Origin of the sequence: Nocardiopsis sp. ATB16-24 (genome assembly GCF_030271535.1) — a bacterium.
In the GTDB taxonomy this organism is placed as follows: Bacteria; Actinomycetota; Actinomycetes; order Streptosporangiales; family Streptosporangiaceae; genus Nocardiopsis.
Map to the genome: position 1 here is coordinate 220,880 of NZ_JASCXJ010000004.1, position 17,860 is coordinate 238,739.

Annotated in this window: 12 protein-coding genes; 5 read left to right on the forward strand and 7 right to left on the reverse strand. The window is 69.4% G+C overall.

Annotated features, from left to right (window positions below; genetic code table 11):
• Positions 1–189 precede the first annotated feature (189 nt).
• Both PFX91_RS07240 and PFX91_RS07245 read left to right on the forward strand, forming a co-directional pair.
• Positions 190–1,629, forward strand: a complete 1,440-nt coding sequence (locus PFX91_RS07240; RefSeq protein ID WP_285730366.1) for an XRE family transcriptional regulator — start codon at positions 190–192, stop codon at positions 1,627–1,629.
• A gap of 141 nt (positions 1,630–1,770) precedes the next feature.
• Positions 1,771–3,000: an acyl-CoA dehydrogenase family protein gene (locus PFX91_RS07245; protein ID WP_285730367.1), complete on the forward strand. Its 1,230-nt coding sequence runs from the start codon at positions 1,771–1,773 to the stop codon at positions 2,998–3,000.
• Between the two features lie 97 nt (positions 3,001–3,097).
• On the opposite strand, the gene PFX91_RS07250 is transcribed toward PFX91_RS07245, so the two are convergent.
• Positions 3,098–4,903, reverse strand: a complete 1,806-nt coding sequence (locus PFX91_RS07250) for a SpoIIE family protein phosphatase (RefSeq protein WP_285730368.1) — start codon at positions 4,901–4,903, stop codon at positions 3,098–3,100.
• Positions 4,904–5,243: 340 nt separating this feature from the next.
• Between PFX91_RS07250 and PFX91_RS07255 the strand changes: the two genes are divergently transcribed.
• Both PFX91_RS07255 and PFX91_RS07260 read left to right on the forward strand, forming a co-directional pair.
• A complete protein-coding gene (locus tag PFX91_RS07255) occupies positions 5,244–6,026 on the forward strand; it encodes a hypothetical protein (protein WP_285730369.1) in 783 nt (260 codons plus the stop codon).
• A gap of 51 nt (positions 6,027–6,077) precedes the next feature.
• Positions 6,078–6,755 carry a TetR/AcrR family transcriptional regulator gene (locus tag PFX91_RS07260; RefSeq protein ID WP_285730370.1) on the forward strand — a complete coding sequence of 226 codons (678 nt, stop codon included), beginning with the start codon at positions 6,078–6,080 and terminating at the stop codon, positions 6,753–6,755.
• Positions 6,756–6,903: 148 nt separating this feature from the next.
• Here the strand turns inward: PFX91_RS07260 and PFX91_RS23095 are convergent, their stop codons facing one another.
• The 5 genes from PFX91_RS23095 to PFX91_RS07280 all read right to left on the reverse strand — a co-directional run bounded on the left by PFX91_RS23095 (position 6,904) and on the right by PFX91_RS07280 (position 13,550).
• Positions 6,904–7,917, reverse strand: coding sequence for an ABC transporter ATP-binding protein (locus PFX91_RS23095; protein ID WP_352231635.1), 1,014 nt, complete (start codon positions 7,915–7,917; stop codon positions 6,904–6,906).
• Positions 7,914–9,122 (reverse strand): ABC transporter ATP-binding protein, encoded by a 1,209-nt coding sequence (locus PFX91_RS23100; protein ID WP_352231636.1) that lies wholly within the window; start codon positions 9,120–9,122, stop codon positions 7,914–7,916. The genes PFX91_RS23095 and PFX91_RS23100 overlap by 4 nt, the downstream gene beginning before the upstream one ends.
• A complete protein-coding gene (locus PFX91_RS07270; protein ID WP_285730371.1) occupies positions 9,122–10,144 on the reverse strand; it encodes an ABC transporter permease in 1,023 nt (340 codons plus the stop codon). Before PFX91_RS07270 ends, PFX91_RS23100 begins: the two co-directional genes overlap by 1 nt.
• 17 nt (positions 10,145–10,161) lie before the next feature.
• Positions 10,162–11,673, reverse strand: a complete 1,512-nt coding sequence (locus PFX91_RS07275; protein ID WP_285730372.1) for an ABC transporter permease — start codon at positions 11,671–11,673, stop codon at positions 10,162–10,164.
• Between the two features lie 149 nt (positions 11,674–11,822).
• On the reverse strand, positions 11,823–13,550 hold the full coding sequence (locus PFX91_RS07280; RefSeq protein ID WP_285730373.1) for an ABC transporter family substrate-binding protein: 1,728 nt from the start codon (positions 13,548–13,550) through the stop codon (positions 11,823–11,825).
• A gap of 963 nt (positions 13,551–14,513) precedes the next feature.
• Between PFX91_RS07280 and PFX91_RS07285 the strand changes: the two genes are divergently transcribed.
• A complete protein-coding gene (locus PFX91_RS07285) occupies positions 14,514–16,775 on the forward strand; it encodes a hypothetical protein (RefSeq protein WP_285730374.1) in 2,262 nt (753 codons plus the stop codon).
• A gap of 37 nt (positions 16,776–16,812) precedes the next feature.
• Here the strand turns inward: PFX91_RS07285 and PFX91_RS07290 are convergent, their stop codons facing one another.
• Positions 16,813–17,811 carry a formylglycine-generating enzyme family protein gene (locus tag PFX91_RS07290; protein ID WP_285730375.1) on the reverse strand — a complete coding sequence of 333 codons (999 nt, stop codon included), beginning with the start codon at positions 17,809–17,811 and terminating at the stop codon, positions 16,813–16,815.
• Between the last annotated feature and the right edge of the window lie 49 nt (positions 17,812–17,860).

Sequence of the window (17,860 nt, forward strand, 5' to 3'; positions counted from 1 at the left end):
CCAAGGTGTTCGCACCGGTCGAGAGACGTCCTCCCGGGCCAGGGGGTGAGCCCGGGGCGGTGTTCCCCGCCGGTAACTATGATTCTTGGGCAAGAACCAAGGCTTTTCCATTCGAAATCGGGTGAAGAAGCTAAGTTTTTTCCGTACTATGAAGCCATGACGTACTTTGGCGCTGAAGAAATACCGTCTTTGACAGGTGACCTAGATCTCGTCACCTTTGGTCAGAGGCTTCGTCACCTGCGGCGCGCACGCGGCCTCACCCTCTCCGACCTGGGGGAACGCGTGGGCAGGGCGCCCTCCCAGCTCTCCCTGCTGGAGAACGGCAAGCGCGAGCCCAAGCTCTCCCTCCTCACCTCCCTGGCCTCCGCGCTCGGCGTCTCGATGGAGGAGCTGCTGTCCAAGCAGCCTCCGAGTCGGCGCGCGCAACTGGAGATCGCGGTGGAGGAGGCCCAGCGCGACCCCCTCTACCGAACGCTGAACCTGCCGCACCTGAAGGTCGGCAAGCGGGTCCCCAACGACGTGCTCGAACACATCGTCGGCCTGTACGAAGAGCTCAAGCGCCGCCACGCCAAGCCCACGGCCAGTCCGGAGGAGGCCCGCCGGGCCAACGCCGAACTGCGCCGCCAGATGCGTGAGCGCGGCAACTACTTCGAGCACATCGAGAAGGCCGCGGCCCAGACCCTGGACGCGGTCAACTACACCGCGGGGGCGCTGTCACAGGGTCAGATCCTGGCGATCGCCACCCACCACGGCTTCTCCCTCAAGTACGTGCAGGACCTTCCCCGCTCGGTGCGCTCCCTCACCGACCACGTCAACCGGCGCATCTACCTCAAACGCGAGACCACCCTCGGCATGCACAGTCCGCGCACGATCCTGCTGCAGACCCTGGGTCACGTCGTGCTGGGCCACGGCCGACCGCGCGACTTCGGCGACTTCCTGCGCCAGCGTGTGGAGGCCAACTACTTCGCCGCCGCTGTCCTGATACCCGAGTCCACCGCGGTGCGCTACCTCCAGGAGGCCAAGCAGGCGCGGGACCTGTCGGTGGAGGACCTGCGCGACGTGTACTCGGTCTCCTACGAGATGGCCGCGCATCGGTTCACCAACCTGGCCCACCGCCACCTGGACCTGGTCTGCCACTTCATCCGCAACGACGAGACCGGCATCATCTACAAGGCCTACGAGAACGACGGACTGATCTTCCCCACCGACGAGACCGGCGCGATCGAGGGTCAGCGCATGTGCCGTCAGTGGTCGGGACGCCAGGTCTTCGCCTCGCCCGACCGCTACTCGATCTACTACCAGTACACCGACAAGCCCAACGGCACCCACTGGTGCGTGGCGCACGTGGACCCCAGCCGCGAGCGGAACTTCGCCATCACGCTGGGGGTGCCCTACAAGGAGTCGCGCTGGTTCAGGGGACGCGAGACCACCAACCGCACCAAGTCCAACTGCCCGACCGGCGAGTGCTGCGTGCGTCCGCCCTCCGAGTTGGCCGCCCGGTGGGAGGGCAACGTGTGGCCCTCGGCTCGGGCCCACTCGCACGTGCTCTCCGCGCTCCCCTCGGGGACCTTCCCCGGAGTGGACGAGCACGACGTCTACACCTTCTTGGAAAAGCACGCCCTCGACTGATCCACGGTGACGGGGCCCGGCTCCAGGACCGGGCCCCGTCGCGTGCGACCGAGCGTTGTCCCCGTACGATCCTGGTGTTACCGTTGGTAACACAACTGGCCGCCCCTCCCTCCCCGAGGGCCCGACAAAGGATGTAAGCGCATGAGTGAGGCCCCCGAGCCCGCCTTCAGCCTGGAACCGAGTGAGGACGTCCGCGAGGTCCGGGACTGGACACACGGATTCGCCGCCGACGTCATCCGGCCCGCTGCCGCGGAGTGGGACGAGCGGGAGGAGACCCCTTGGCCGATCATCCAGGAGGCGGCCAAGATCGGCCTGTACTCCCTGGACTTCTTCGCCAACCAGTGGCTGGAACCCAGTGGCATCGGCATCCCCGTCGCCTTCGAGGAGCTGTACTGGGGAGACCCGGGGATCGCCCTGTCCATCACCGGCACCGGCCTGGCCGCGGTGTCGGTGGCCGCCAACGGCACCCAGGAACAGCTGCTGGAGTGGACGCCGCAGATGTTCGGCACCCCCGACGACGTCAAACTCGCCGCGTTCTGCTCCTCCGAACCCGACGCGGGCAGCGACGTCTCGGCCATCCGGACCAGGGCCGTCTACGACCAGTCCAAGGACGAGTGGGTGCTCAACGGCACCAAGACGTGGGCGACCAACGGCGGTATCGCCGACATCCACGTGGTGGTCGCCTCCGTGGAGCCGGAACTCGGCTCCCGGGGCCAGGCCACCTTCGTCGTGCCGCCGGGCACCCCGGGCCTGAGCCAGGGACAGAAGTTCGCCAAACACGGCATCCGCGCCTCGCACACCGCCGAGGTGGTGCTGGACGACGTACGCGTGCCGGGCTCGTGCCTGCTCGGAGGCAAGGACAAGCTCGACGAACGCCTGGCCCGCGCCCGCGAGGGCAAGGGGTCCAAGGGGCAGGCGGCGATGAAGACCTTCGAGGCCTCCCGTCCGAGCGTGGGCGCGATGGCCGTGGGTTGTGCCCGAGCCGCCTACGAGTACGCCCGCGACTACTCCACCCAGCGCGAGCAGTTCGGGCGTCCGATCGGTGAGAACCAGGGCGTGGCCTTCACCCTGGCCGAGATGGCCACCCGTATCGACGCCGCCAGACTGTTGGTGTGGCGTGCGGCGTGGATGGCGCGCAACAACAAGGACTTCGACAACGCGCAGGGCTCCATGAGCAAGCTCTACGCCAGCGAGACCGCCACCTTCGTCACCCAGAACGCGGTGCGCCTCCTCGGCGGCAACGGTTACACGCGCGACTATCCCGTCGAGCGCTGGCACCGTGACGCCACCATCTTCACCATCTTCGAGGGCGCCAGCGAGATCCAGAAGCTCATCATCGGCCGCGCCGTCACCGGCCTGCCGGTGCGCTGATAGCCGAAGGTCCAGGAGCGGTCCCTTCGAACACCGCGTTCGAGCGGACCGCTCCCGATGCGGGGGCACCCGCGGTCCCGGTCACAGGCGTGCGCGTCTACGCCGGTTCCGAGGTGTCCCTGACCGCGGCGTTCTGTGCGCGGGAGCCGGGAGCGCCCCGCTCGGGGGCGGCGGGGCTGTGCGCGTGCTGCGGCGGGGCCGACGTTGCTCCCTCGCCGGCTCCCACGCCCGCCTCCGGAACGCGTAGGGCGAGTAGGGCGACGTCGTCGCCGCTGGGCTCGATGCGACTGAGGAGTTCGTCGCAGAAGTCCTCGATGTCGGCGTGGGCCAGGTCGGCGGCGTGGCGGCGCAGGGTGTCCAGCCCCGTGTCGATGGGATGCCCTCGACTCTCGACGAGTCCGTCGGTGTAGAACAGCAGGGTGGAGTGCGCGGGGAGCACCTCACGGGCGTCGGGCCAGTCCAGGCCCAGATGCAAGGTGGCGCTCATGCCGAGAAGAGGGCCGTGGCCGCCTTCGAGGTAGCGGGTGCGGCCGTCGGCGGTGACGAGCAGCGGTGGAGGATGCCCGGCGTTGACCCAGCGCAGTTCCCAGGGTCCGCCTTCGGGGCCTTCCAGACGGGCGAAGACGACGGTGGCCATGGGGGCGTCGCTGGTGTTGGTCATGGCCTCGTCCAGTCGCTGCATGATCAGGCTGGGGGGTTCCCGACGGTCCCATGCCAGGGCGCGCAGCATGTTGCGGACCTCGGCCATGTGCGCGGCGGCGTGGAGATCGTGCCCGACCACGTCGCCGATGACCATGGCCATGACACCGTCGGCGAGACGGAAGGCGTCGTACCAGTCCCCGCCGACCTCGGAGGCCTTCTGCGCGGGCTGGTAACGGGCCGCGAAACGGAGGTGACCCGCCTGGGGAAGCGGGGTCAGGAGTTGGCGTTGCATGGTCTCGGCGATATCGCGCTGCTCCTCGAACAGCCGCGTGCTCTCCATCATCAGACCGACGCGCCGTCCGATGTCGCCCAGCATCAGCGCCTCCGCGTCGGTGTAGGCGGCGCGTTGCCCCGTACGTGCCACGGTCAGCAGACCGAAGACCTGTCTGCGGGTGTACAGAGGCACCATCACCGCGGTGTGCCCTCCCAGATGGTCGAACAACCGCTGGTGCGGTCGAGAGCGAAGTTTGTTCGTCTCGCCCGCCATGTCCTTCGCGTTGAGCAGGAGGGGGCGCATGTTGTACAGGGCGCGCGGCAGCGGCGGGAGCGGACCCTTCAGCGATTCGGCCGCGTCGTGGGCGCCCGGAGCGTACACGGCGACACGTCGAGCCTCCTGTATCTCCCCGGTCGGAAGCAGGTCGATCGCCGCCCAGTCGCCCAGGGTGTGCACCAGAAGGCGGACCAATTTGTCCAACATCTCGGAGATGTCCAGCTTGGCGATGAAGAGCATCGAGACCTCCGCCACGATGCTCAGCCGGGCGGTGAGCTCCTCCAAGGCCGCCAGGTACGCCGCGGTCTGCTCGGTGGCGTCGCGATGCGCCCTGAAGTCGTGGAAGACGATGACCGCGCCGTCCCTGCCCTCCGCGTGCTGGAGCGGAGTGGCCGCCCAGATGATGGGGACGAGGGTGCCGTCCCCCCGTAGGTAGCACTCGCCGCTCCCCTCGGCCGGCAGACCGCTGTCGAGCGTGACCATGATGGGACAGGACCGCCGCGGGACCTTGTTGCCCTCCTCGTCCCGGTGCAGCAGGTCATGCGCGTCAGAACCCAGCAGCTGCTCTTCGGGCCGGTCGAGGATGTGCTGGGCGAAGGGGTTGGAGGCGGTGATGCGGCCGGTGGTGTCGACGATGAGCATCCCCGCGCCCACACTGTCGAACACCGCGCGCAGCAGACCGGTCTCCAGCGGCCAGCCTATGTCTTTCATCGCTGCCTACTTCCGGCTTCTCCACACGGCTTCCGCCGTCGCGTCGGCACTTACGGGCACCGGTGCTCGGGATGTCGGGTCCTGTGGGATCCTCCGTGTCGATACACGGACGTCCTCCTCCGCCCGTGCCGTCGGTTCCATGAGGTCGGAGCCACCACCCGTCATGTGTTCCCGTACGCGCACCGTTTCCTGACGTGACCGTGACCAACGCAGTACAGTGTCGCCTCTCCCTTATCCGGAGAAGGGCATTTCGAACCCGACGGCATGTCATGGTCATGGGCCTCCAGCGGCCTCCGGCAGACCCTGGCCGAACGGAACCCTCGCCCCCTAACCTGGCCTCATGAACACCACCACGGGCAACGGCGCCCCCTCCCTCACCATTCCCGCCGGATACAACGGCCCCGACGGGACGGGCAACGGCGGCTACACCTCCGGTCTGCTCGCCGCCCGGCTCACCACCGCGGGCGGACCGGCCGTCCAGGTCACCTTGCGCAACCCCCCGCCCCTGGGTCGTCCGATGACCGTGGAGGAGGGGCCCGGCGGTGCGCTGCGCCTGATCGACCCCGACGCGGTGCGGGAACGCGCCCGACTGATCGCCGAGGCGACCGTGACCGAACTCCCCGATGACCCCGTCATTCCCGGCGGACCGGTCGGAGTGCCCGAGGCCGAGGAGGCCCAGCGTCGCTACGGGGGCTTCGACGCCCACCCCTTCCCCCGCTGTTACAGCTGTGGGCCCGAGCGGGCCGAGGGCGACGGACTGCGTCTGTTCGCCGGCTCCGTGCGCCCGGGCACCGGCCCCGACGGGGTCGGCAACACCGTCGCCTGCTCCTGGACACCGCACCCCGTGCTGGACGAGGGGGACGGCGGCGTCGGCATGGCCCAGGTCTGGGCGGCACTGGACTGCCCCGGAGGCTGGTCCAGCGACGTCTCGGGGCGACCGGCCGTCCTGGGCCGGTTCACCGCCCGTGTCGACCGCATGCCCCGAGTGGGGGAGACCCACGTGGTGATGGGCCATCTGGAGGAGGTCGACGGACGCAAGATCCACACCGGCAGCGCCCTCTACGACGGCCAGGGTCGCCTCATGGCCCAGGCACGGGCCACCTGGATCGCCCTCAAGGGCTGATCGGCCGCCCGGACCGCCCCCGACCCGCGCCAGCCGCTACGGTGTTGCCTTGTGGCTCCCGAACGTAGGCGGCGGACCGCGCCGACCGACACCAGTAACGCCTCCGGCACGGCCGTGCCGGAGGCACCCCCCGCACGCGGCGGACGGGGCGGGCGGGGACGTGACCCCGAGCGACGCCGCGCCCTCCTGGACGCCGCCGACCGTGTGATCCAGCGCGACGGCCCGGACGCGTCGATGCTGGCCATCGCTGCCGAGGCCGGGATCAGCAAACCGATCCTGTACCGGCACTTCGGGGACAAAAGCGGCCTGTACCGGGCGCTGGCCCGGCGCCACGTGGACCCGCTCATCGAACGCATCCGCGACGAACTGCACCAGCACACCGCGTTCGAGGTGCGCGCCCGTGCCACGGTCGGGGCCTACCTGTCGATGATCTCCCGCAACCTCAACCTCTACCGGTTCCTCATGGACCGGGCCACCTCCGAGGACCCGCGCACACGCGGCGACCTGGGCATGATGGTGCGCCGCTTGGGAGAGGAACTCGCCGACCAGCTCGTCGACGAACTGCGCATCGGCGACCGCCTGCGCTCCCAGATCGTCGCGCACGCCATCGTGGGCATGGTGCAGGCGGCGGGGGAGTGGTGGCTGGAGCACCCGGAGGTCGGCGAGGAGGAGATCATCGACGACCTCACCGACGCGGTGGTCGGCGCCATCCGCGGCAGTCGGCGTTGACGGGGCGAGAGCGCACACTGGTGTTCTGTGAGGGATCCGACCCGCGGTGATCCCGCCTTCGGGTCTCCGTGGACCGAGGACGCCGAGGGCACCGGCCTCGGACGACGAGGGGGCGGGACGGACTCCGCCGCCCCGCCCCCTCGTCCCCTCAGTCGGGGAAGTGACAGGCCACCGGGTGTCCGTTGCCCCGGTCGGTGAGCTCCGGCGTCTGCTCGGCGCACACCTCCTGCGCCTTCCAGCAGCGTGTACGGAACCGGCAGCCACTGGGCGGGTTCACCGGACTCGGCACGTCACCGGTGAGGACGATGCGTTCGCGGACCCGCTCCTGGCGCGGGTCCGGCCACGGCGCGGCCGACAACAGGGCCTGGGTGTAGGGATGCGACGGACTCTCGTAGACCTGCTCCCTCGTCCCGGTCTCCACCACGCGGCCCAGGTACATCACCGCCACCCGGTCGGAGATGTGGCGTACCACCGACAGGTCGTGGGCGATGAAGACGTAGGACAGCCCCAACCTCTCCTGGAGGTCCTCCAGCAGGTTCACCACGCCGGCCTGGACCGACACGTCCAGGGCCGAGACCGGCTCGTCCAGGACCAGGAGTCGGGGCTCCAGGGCCAGGGCCCGGGCGATGCCCACCCGCTGGCGCTGTCCACCGGAGAACTCGTGCGGGTAGCGGTTGCCGTGTTCGGGGCTCAGCCCCACCAGACGCAGCAGTTCGGCCACGCGCTCGGGGCCCCCGTCGCGCCAGCGGCGGTGCACCTTGAGCGGCTCGGCGATGATGTCGTTGACCGGAAGCTTGGGGTTGAGCGAGGCGTAGGGATCCTGGAAGACGATGCCCGCCTCACGCCGGACCCGCTGCAACCCGGCGGAGGACATCGACGTCAACTCCTCGCCCCGGTAGCGCACCGAACCCGCGGTCGGCTTCACCAACTGTAGGATCGCCCGGCCGGTGGTGGACTTGCCGCACCCCGACTCCCCGACCACGCCCAGGGTCTCCCGTTCGGCGAGCCGCAGGGACACCCCGCTGACGGCGTGCACGTGTCCCACCACACGACGCAGCAGACCTGAGCCGTACACGGGGAAGCGGACTTCGAGGTCGTCGACTTCGAGCAGCGCCGGAGCGGCCTCGTGCCGTTCCTCCGACTCGTGCCGGGTCGTCGTCATGGGTTCTGCCCCCCGTTGCGGAAGAAGGTCGTCGGGTCCTCGACGGAGGCCAGTCGTTCCCAGTGGTGACAGGCCGTCAGGTGTTCGGTGTACCGATCGGTGTCCTCCTGCCCCTCGCTCCTCCGTCCTCCTTCACCCGGGTTGTAGGCCGGCGCGAGCGGGGGTTCGGAGGAACGGCAGGTGGCGTCGGCCAACGGACAACGCGGAGCGAACGGGCACCCCGAGGGCAGGTTGATCAGTGAGGGAGGGGTTCCCTGGATGGGGCGCAGGCGCTCGCCGTGCGAGGAGGTCATCGACGGGATCGACCCGAGAAGTCCGGCCGTGTAGGGCATGCGGGTCCGGTAGAACACGTCGTCGGTCTCACCGACCTCCACCGGGGTGCCCGCGTACATGACCAGCACCCGGTGGGCCAAGCCCGCGACCACGCCCAGGTCGTGGGTGATCAGCAGGATCGCCGCGTTGACGGCGTCCTTGACCTCCAGGAGCTTCTCCAGGATCTGGGCCTGGACGGTGACGTCCAGGGCCGTGGTCGGCTCGTCGGCGATGATCACGTCGGGGTTGTTGATGATCGCCATGGCGATCATGACCCGCTGACGCATCCCGCCGGAGAACTCGTGCGGGTAGTTGCGCAGACGCTGCGCGGCCTGGGGGATACCGACCAGGTCGAGCATCTCCCGGGCCCGCTCACGCGCCTGCCTGGGCGGCACCAGGCTGTGCGCCAGGACCGCCTCCGCCAGTTGGTCTCCGACGGTGTGCACCGGGTTGAGGGCGGTCATGGGGTCCTGGAAGATCATCGAGATCTTACGGCCACGCAGGGAACGCCGGTCCTTCTCGCGCATGGCCAGCAGGTCCTGGCCGCGGTAGAGGACACGGCCGCTGATGCGCGCGCTGCGCGGAAGCAGGCCCATCACCGCCATGGAGGAGACCGACTTGCCCGACCCCGACTCCCCGACGATGCTCAGCACCTCCCGTTCTCGCAGCGAGTAGGAGACGTCGCGGACGGCCTTGACCACACCGTCGTCGGTGGGAAAGTCCACGCTCAGGTTCTCGACCCGCAGGACCTCCTCGTCGGTCGGCGGCTTGGACTCGGCGAGGGTCTTGGCGGTGTGGACCGACTCGGTACCGGTCGTGACGGAGGCCTCCCCGCCGGTCGCTTCCGCCGGTGCCGACTCGGAGGGCAAGGGCATGTCGAAGGATTGCGTCATCAGTCACGCACCCTGTTCTGTCGTGGATCGAAGGCGTCGCGCAGGCCGTCACCGATGAAGTTCACCGACAGCGCGATCAGGATGATGAACAGGCCCGGCCAGTAGAACAGCCAGGGTCGGGTGCCCATCGCGCTCCGGTAGTCGGTGATGAGCCGTCCCAGCGAGGTGTCGGGCGGCTGCACGCCCATCCCCAGGAAGGACAGCGCGGACTCCAGCAGTACCGCGGCCGCGATGGCCAGGGTCACGCTGACGATGATCACGCCCACCGTGTTCGGCAGGATGTGCTTGAAGATGATGCGGGCCGAGGACGTCCCCACGGAACGGGCGGCCTCGACGAACTCCTTCTCGCGCAACGACAGCACGGCGCTGCGGACCAGCCGGGCCGTCTGTGTCCAGGTGACCAGACCCAGGACGATGCCGAGGTAGAGGATGCCCGCCTGGCCGGCGATCTTGGCCGCCGCCGCGGCGATGGCCAGGAGCGGGATGGCGATGAGCACGTCGGTGATGCGCATCAGCACGGTCTCGGTCCAGCCGCGGAAGTAGCCCGCGCAGGCACCGATCACCGTGGCCACGATCGTGGCCACGATACCGACGAGGAAGGCGATGATCAGCGACACCTGGGTGCCGCGCATGGTCAGCGCGAAGTAGTCCTTGCCGACGTTGTCCTGCCCGAAGGGGTGCTCGCCCAGGGCCAGACCGGCGCCGCCGAGGAACTCCGGCACCAGGCTCAGGGTGGGATTCCCGTCGTTGTACAAGGGGCCGGTCGCCAGAGGGGACTTGTCCCACCAACCGGGGAGAGGTCCGATACCCACCGAGGTGAAGGACAGTAGAACCACCCCCACCAGCAGGAACATGCCGAACAGGGCGGCCTTGTGCCGGAAGAACCGGCCCCGGATGAGCTGCCACTGGGTACGGGCGGCGATGTTGAGGCCCTGGGCTTCGGCGGAGGTCGACACCTCCTGGACACCGGGGCTGTTCTCGGAGTCCGGCGACCCTGGTGAAGTCCGGTCGTGGTCGGTCATGTGTGCTTCTCCTTCCTTCACGAGAGCCGGATCCGCGGGTCGAGGTAGGCGTAGGCGATGTCGGCGATCATGTTGAACACGACGATCGCGCCGCCCGCGACCACGAAGAACGCCATGACCGGCGCCGGGTCGGCCTCGTCCAGACCCGTGATCAGCAGGTGGCCCATGGCCCGCCAGCCGAAGACCGTCTCGGTGACCACCGCGCCGCCGATCACGGTGCCGAAGTCGTAGGCGACCAGGGTCGTGATGGGGATGAGGCCGTTGCGGAAGGCATGGCGGGTGATGACCGTGCGCTCGGGCAGGCCCTTGGCCCGGGCGGTGCGCACGTAGTCCTGGTTCATCACCTCCAGCATGCTGGCGCGGCTGTAGCGGGTGTAGGTCGCCAGGGAGACCAGGATCAGGGCCAGGGTCGGCAGCGCCAGATGGCCCGCCGAGTCCAGGGTCAGTTCCCAGAAGGTGCCCTCGTAGTTCGGTGTGCGGGCCCCCACGGTGGAGATGGGGCGGCCCTGGACCGACCTGCTGTAGGAGGCGAAGGACTGGAGCATCCGGTCGACGAAGATCACGCCGCCGGTGAACAACCCCGTCCACACCGCCGTCGCGATCGCGTTACGTCGGTGCAGCACGCCCCCGAAGCCGTAGCCGATGGCCACGCACACCACGACGGTGGTGACCGCCAGACCGACGATCACCAGCAGGTTCGGATCGGCCAGCACCGGTGAGAGCACGAAGGAGAGCACGGTGCCCACCGCCGCGGCGGTCAGGGCCGCGTACATCGGCCGGTTCAGCTGAGGTCCGGAGATCAGCACCGAGATGCCCACGGCACCGCCGAGGGCGCTGACCGCGATGACCACCGGCCCCAGGCCCGGGTCGGTGAACCAGGACGTGCCCGAGATCCACAGCAGCAGCACGGTGGTGACGCCGGCGGCCCCGACGAAGGCCAGGAGCCGGGTGCGTCGGTCGCCCACCATCAGTGAACTCCAGGCCGCCCCGACGAGCACCGCGACCAGGACGACGACCAGGGTGGGGATGGTCGGCCGCGCCAACCAGTTGTTGAACTCGATGGCTCCGTACTGCTTGAGCAGGACGCCGACCCAGAAGATGGGCAGGGAGAAGGCCACGAACGCGCCGAAGGTGACCACGTGGTCGAAGCCGCTGTACTGGCGAAGCGCCGAGACGATGCCGATCGCGATGCCGATGACGATGGCCAGGACGGTGGCCGCCACCACGAGCTGCATGGTGGCCGAGATCGCGTCGGCGAGCAGGATGTTGACGTCCTGCCCCTGCCGGTTGACCCCGAGGTCACCGGTGAAGGCCGCACCGAGCCAGAGGAGGTAGCGGGCGTAGACGGGCAGATCGAGGTGCATGCGTTCGATCCGCTCCGCCATCGCGGATTCGCGGGCGTCTTCGGGGAGTTCCCTGAGATCGGACAGGGGATCACCGGTGTTGGCCGCGAGGACGAACATCACGAAGGTGGCGACGAAGAGGACGAAGACGGAGACGACGAGTCTTCGTGCGATGAAGACGAGCACTTGTGCTGACTCCTGAGGAGATCAGGGAACGGTCGCGCGAAGACGAAGGGACCGGAGGACACGTCGGCCTCCGGTCCCGGGTGGGGGCCGTGCCGACCGACGGGTCCCATCGGTCGGCACGGCCGGTCACGCGCGGTGGGCGGTGCGGCCTACTGGGCCGTCCACTCCCACAGGTTCCAGACGATGTCGGTCTGCGCGGGGTTGGGGGTGACGTTGCCCAGGTGGTCACTCCAGGCGGCGGTGCCGGGGTGGCTGAACAGCGGGATCGTCACCAGGTCGTCCCACAGGATCGTCTCGATCTCGTTGATGATCTCCAGACGGGCGTCGAAGTCGGGCTCCTGGAGGATGTCGCTCAACAACCCGTCCAGCTCCTCGTTGGAGTAGCAGCCGTTGTTGTTGCCCTTGCCGTCGGGGGTGCACTCCTCGGGGCTGCGGAAGGTGGAGTTCCAGCCGCTGACCTCGGCCGAGCCGGCCCAGGCGAACATGGCCACGTCGTAGGTGTTCTGCGACAGGCCGCCGTCGGAGTCGAAGAAGGTGTCCTCGGCGTTGATCTTGACCTCGAAGCCGGCCTCGTCACAGGAGTCCTTGATCAGCTCGGCGGTCTGGGCGCGGCGGGGGTTGCCGCCGATGAAGCCCAGGCGCACCTCCTGGCCGACCATGTCGAGCTCTTCGAGGATCTCGCGGGAGCGGTCGAGGTCGACCTCGCTCCACTTGTCGCCGCCGCTGGCCGCGACGGCCTCGGCGTAGCCGGGGTCGAAGGGCGCGATGTTGCGGACGTCCATCGTCTCGGCCTCGGGCTGGATCGGCTTGATGAGGTTGTCCACGATCAGCTGACGGGGGACGCAGTGCGCGAAGGCCTCACGCAGTTCGTACTCCGCGAAGGGGCTGGAGTCGAAGTTGAAGTCCAGGTGTTCGTAGGTGTACTCGTCGTAGACCTCGTACTCGATCCCGGCCAGACCGTCGAGCTGGTTGATCAGGTCGACCGTGGGCTGCGGCCGCATGACGTTGATCTCGAGGTTCTCCAGGGCCTGGGTCTGCTCGTCGGAGGCGATCCAGCGCACGACGATGCTGTCGTTGCCCGGGGGCTGGCCCCACCAGTTCTCGTTGAGCGTCAGGGTCAGGGACTGTCCGGCCTCGTAGGAGGCGAGCTTGTAGGGCCCGGAGGAGGGGATGAGTTCCTCGTCGGGCAGCGAACCGCTGATGGTCCAGCCCTCGTTGAAGAACTCGACGGCGTCGGCGAGGGCGTCGTGGTCCTCCTCGCGGATGGCCTCGATCAGTTCGTCGGTGGTCAGACCGCCCTGCTCGGCCACCACGTGGGCGGGCATCATGGTGGTGTTGCCGTTGCTGGGGCCGTTGCTGGCCCAGTCGGCGTAGGGCACCTCGTACTCGATCGAGAATTCCTTGTCCCCGGCCTCGCACTCGGGCATCACGGTGTCCTCGATGCCGCCGGTACCGATGACGGAGAACTCGTACTTGCCGCTCTGCTGGGCCCACCACAGCATGGCGTCGTCGCAGTCGATGCTCTCACCGTCGGACCAGACGGCGTCGGGGTGGATCGAGTACTCGACGATCTGGGGGTCTTCGGAGACCAGCTCGTAGGTGCCGAAGTCGGTGTTGGGGGTGACCGCGCCACCCTCGCCGAAGTACCAGAAGCCGCTGGTCACGCCGTGGTTGACGATGGCGTTCTTGCTGGAGTTGGCCCCGGCGGTGGTGTTGTTGTAGCTGTCGTACTCCTGGTCCCAGGCCAGGGTGATGGTGGAGCCTCCGGAGGCGCTGTCGGTGTCGCCTTCGCCGCCACCTCCGGAGCACGCGGAGAGCGCCAGCGCTCCTGCGGCGGCCACGGCCGTGGCCTTGACGATTCTCCTGTTTTTTCGCAAGGGGGTTCCTCTGCCCTTCAGGGGGATTTGTCCAAGATCGGGGTAGCAAGGATTCTTGGCGTGGTTCCAGGCGGAAGGCAATAGTCCGACTTTGGGTGTTGCTCATCTGAGACAGATTTGGGCCTGAAGCTGAACAAAGGAGGAAGTTTGGTGATGTAACTGTGACACATCGACTTCCCCGCATGTGCCATCTCCGGGTGTGCGGTGGCCGATGCGAACTCTCGGGAGCGTGAAGGCACGGTCGCCCCATAATCCCATGACTGGATGATGGGAAGAAGTCTTGTGCGAGGGAAAGACCGAGGTCGTGTTCAAGGGTCACGGTACGGAAAGGTACGCCGTACCGTATTGATTCATAGAAATTCCTTCCAAAATGCAGAGAAGAGGAAATCTCGCAAAGAAACCTCAAGGGTGCTCGGTGGCATCGAGGTCCGGATGAGGGACCATGGGGCCCTCTTCCCGGCGAGCCCGGCCTGGAGTGCGTTGCAGGCCACACGCTCGCTCCTCTGGGGAATCACCCCGCCCCGGTGAGGTCACCGAGTGCTTCGGTCCTCCCGGAGCACCGCACCGCCACGCGAGGGGCGGTCCGTCGAGACGAGTGGAGCGTTCCGATGACGCCGTGAACGCCACCGGAACGCGGCGCGGTCCGCCGTTCCCGGTACGGAGCCCGAGGCGAGTGAGGCCACCGCCTGGGAAGTCGATGAGGGCCGGTGGAGGTGTCCGACGGGGAAGGGACCGGTCGTGCACGGGGCCGCTCACGGTCCCGCCTCCCACGCGGCCGACGCGGGGGCCCTGGGAAGGAGCACGCCGGAATGGCCGGTACTGGTCAGTACGTGCGGGACGAAGCACTCATAACACCCGATACATGGCTTTCCGCTGTTTTTATCGTCCCTTGGCCGGATACTTTGCCTAGTGGCGGCGGCGGGAGCCGCGCGCCTCGGTCCGCGAACCCGTGGGAGGGGCGACTTGCCGGACAGCACGTACCACCAGATCCACTTCGCCTGGGCCGAGCCCACCCTCCTCGGCCGTGTCGGCCCGGGGCCGGCCGCCTCCTCCTTCAAGGAAGCGGAGCAGCCCGTCCTGCGTTCCTGGCGCGACCGCCTCATCCCCGCGCTCACCGCCGACCACCGGTCAGCCCCGTCCGCCGACGGCCCGAGCGACCACCCCGAGAGCCTCTGGGCCCGTGCCTACCCCGACGGCCGGGCCGCCCTGGTCTACCGCTGGCCCGGCGACGTCCGATCCGCACACGCCCTGGCCATCGTGGGACCGACCTACGCGCTCACCCTTCCACACGTGTTGTCCCTCCACGAGAACCCCCACACCCGCCCCGCCGCCGGCCGACCGCCCAAGCCCGGCTGGGCGACCATGGACCCCCTCCCCCTTCCCCAACCCTGGGAGCGCACGGCCACCCCCGGAGCCGTGCGCACCCGCGACCGTCGCGCCGCCGAGGTCACCGTGGGCGACGAACCGATCCTGGTCGGCGCGGTGGCCGCCGCCCTGTACCGCCCCGACCAGCCGATCCACATCGCCCTGGAACCGGAGCTGGCAGACCTGTGGCGGGCGGTCCAACTGCGCTTCCTGTGGGGCGTGCACCGGACGCTGTACGAGGTCCTCACCCCGCCCCGCGCCATCCCCGCGGCCGGATGGAGCTGGTCCTTCTCCACCTACGACCCGGTGCTGGGCGCCGCCGAAGGACAACACCTGACCTTCGGCCCACCCGCCCCCGACACGCACACGCCCTTCCTCCTCCCTCCGGCACCCGACTACCGCGGGGTCGCGGAGAGGCTCGTGGCCGTGCTGCGCGAGGAGGGCGGAGACGCGCTCGCCGCCCATCTGCGCGAACGCGGCGTACCCGAGGCCCCCACCTTCGCCGACCGGCGCGACCTGCTCCGCGACTGGCTCGACCCCAGGCCCCGGCCCACCGCCGACGGAGCCGCCAAGGCCCCCCTCCTCGAAAGGCCGCCGGACGAGGATCCCCCCGACTCTCTGCCCGACCTGCCCGAAGCCGAGATGCCGGGGGAGGAGGAGACCGGGCCGCTGCCACCGGTCGAACCGCGCCCCCTGCCGGGCCGCACCGCCCTGGGGTGGAGCGGACGATACCTGCCGGCCGGAGCGGTGCCGGGGGGTCAGCCTTCGCTGAAGGGACTTCTGGACCAGGCCGAAGGCCACGGGACGAAGGAGCACGACGGCCGCGGCGACGCCCCGCCCCACCCGACGCGCTCCCAGGACGAGACGGACGGGCGGGACAACGAGGCGCTGTGGCCGGGGTCGGACCCCGAACCGCCGCCGGAGACGACCGACCCCGCGGAACCCGAGGAACCGCTCGCCGTGCGCCCGCGCATCGCGCCGCCCCGGATCTTCTCGGCGCCCGAGCCGCACGGGCCCCGTAGGTCCCCCGGATCGCAGGCGACCCCCGAGACCTCCACGACCCCCGACCAGGACCCGCGGGACCTTGGCGACGAAGCCCCGCCCGCCCCCTCCCAGGACGTCTTCGGAACGGGCGGAGCCGTCGGTGGGGACACGACACCGCCACCGGAGGCGCTCGCTCCCCAGGAACCACCCCGAACCCCCGACGGGGGCGTCCCCACCACCCGACCGGACACCCCACCCCTCCCTCAGGAACGGAAGGACACCGAACCCCCCACGAGCCCCGAACTCACCGACGGCCCCGAGGACCGCACACCCGCCGACGCACCGCCCCTGCCCGTCGTTCCCGACCCCGTGACCGACGACGCGGTCGCCTCGGGCGCTTCGGCGAACCCGTCACCGGACTACGCGACCGAGACGGAGCCGGGGATCGACGAGATCTCCACGGACACCGACCCCGAGGACAACTGGCCGACCCAGTACGCGGACCTGCCCCTGTCCAGACTGGAACGCTGGCACTCCAGGCACGGACCCGAGGGCGCGCGCGTCGACATCGTCGACGCCCGCGCCGCCGTCCGCGCCGAACGGGCCGAACTCCAGCGGGTCCGCGAGGAACGCGACCACTACCACACCGAGGTCCAGGAGCTACGCCGCGAGGTCGCCCGCCTGGACCGCTCCTGGTTGGAGGGAAGAGGCAGGGACGACGACGCCCCCGCCGGGCGCCGCACCCGCCGTCGGCCCGCTCGGGTCCTGGCCCTGGTGATACTGGCCGCCTTCCTGGCCACCGGACTGGAGGCCGGTGCGCGCTTCGGCACGGGCACCGTGGACCTGCTCGGCGCTCTCCTGGGTCGGCTCCTGTGAGGGAGACCGACCCGACCGGTGGCCGTCCCGCGCGGGATCAGCGCCCCGAGGCCCCGGAAACGGCGACCGCGTCGTTGGCGCACCGGAACCCGAGGTTGCCCGAGGTGGACTCCGGAGTGTTCGACGAACGCGCGGCCACACGGTAGCGGTGGCAGTAGGAGTGATGGCACAGATAGGAGCCACCACGCATGACCCGCTGGTCGCCCGTCTCCGGACCCGCCGGGTCCATGGTCGGAGAGTTCCGGTAGTACTCCGGGCAGAACCAGTCCGCACACCACTCCCAGACGTTGCCCGCCATCTGCCACAACCCGTGTCCGTTCGGACGGAACGTCTTGACCGGTGCGGTGGTGAGGAATCCGTCCTCGGCGCTGTTGTGCGTCGGGAACGCGCCCTGCCAGATGTTGAGCATCCACCTGCGGCGGGGGAGGAGGTCGTCCCCCCACGCGAAGCGCCGTCCCTGGAGCCCTCCGCGCGCGGCGTACTCCCACTCCGCCTCCGTGGGCAGTCGTTTGCCCGCCCAGGCGCAATAGGCCAGGGCGTCGTACCAGGAGACATGGACGACGGGGTGGTTCTGGCGGTCGCCGATACCCGATCCCGGCCCCTCGGGGCGACGCCAGCAGGCGCCGCGGACCGCCAGCCACCAGGGGGCGCCGTCCGCGGCGCCGACCACGTCACGCCGATCACCGTGGAACGCCGAGTGGAACACCGCGGAGACGCCGAGACGCTCGGCCTCCGTGACGTGACCGGTGGCCTTGACGAACGTGGCGAAGGCGGCGTTGGTGACCGTGGTGGCGTCGATGTGGAACGGTCGTAGCCGCACCTGGTGGACCGGGGTCTCCCCGTCCAGGGGGTAGCCCTCGTCGAAGTGGTCGCCCATCATGAAGACGCCACCGGGCAGTCTCACCTGACCCCGGGTACTGCGTCGCGCGGTGGCGACCGCCGGTCGGTGCGGCCCGGCCGTGGCCGAGCCGGACGGAGCACAGCAGGGAGAGGATCCCTGCCCCGTGCCCGCCGCCGTGATGTCCAACGATTCCATGGGGTGGAACGTACGCGAACACCAGGGCAGCGGCCACGAGTGACACAGG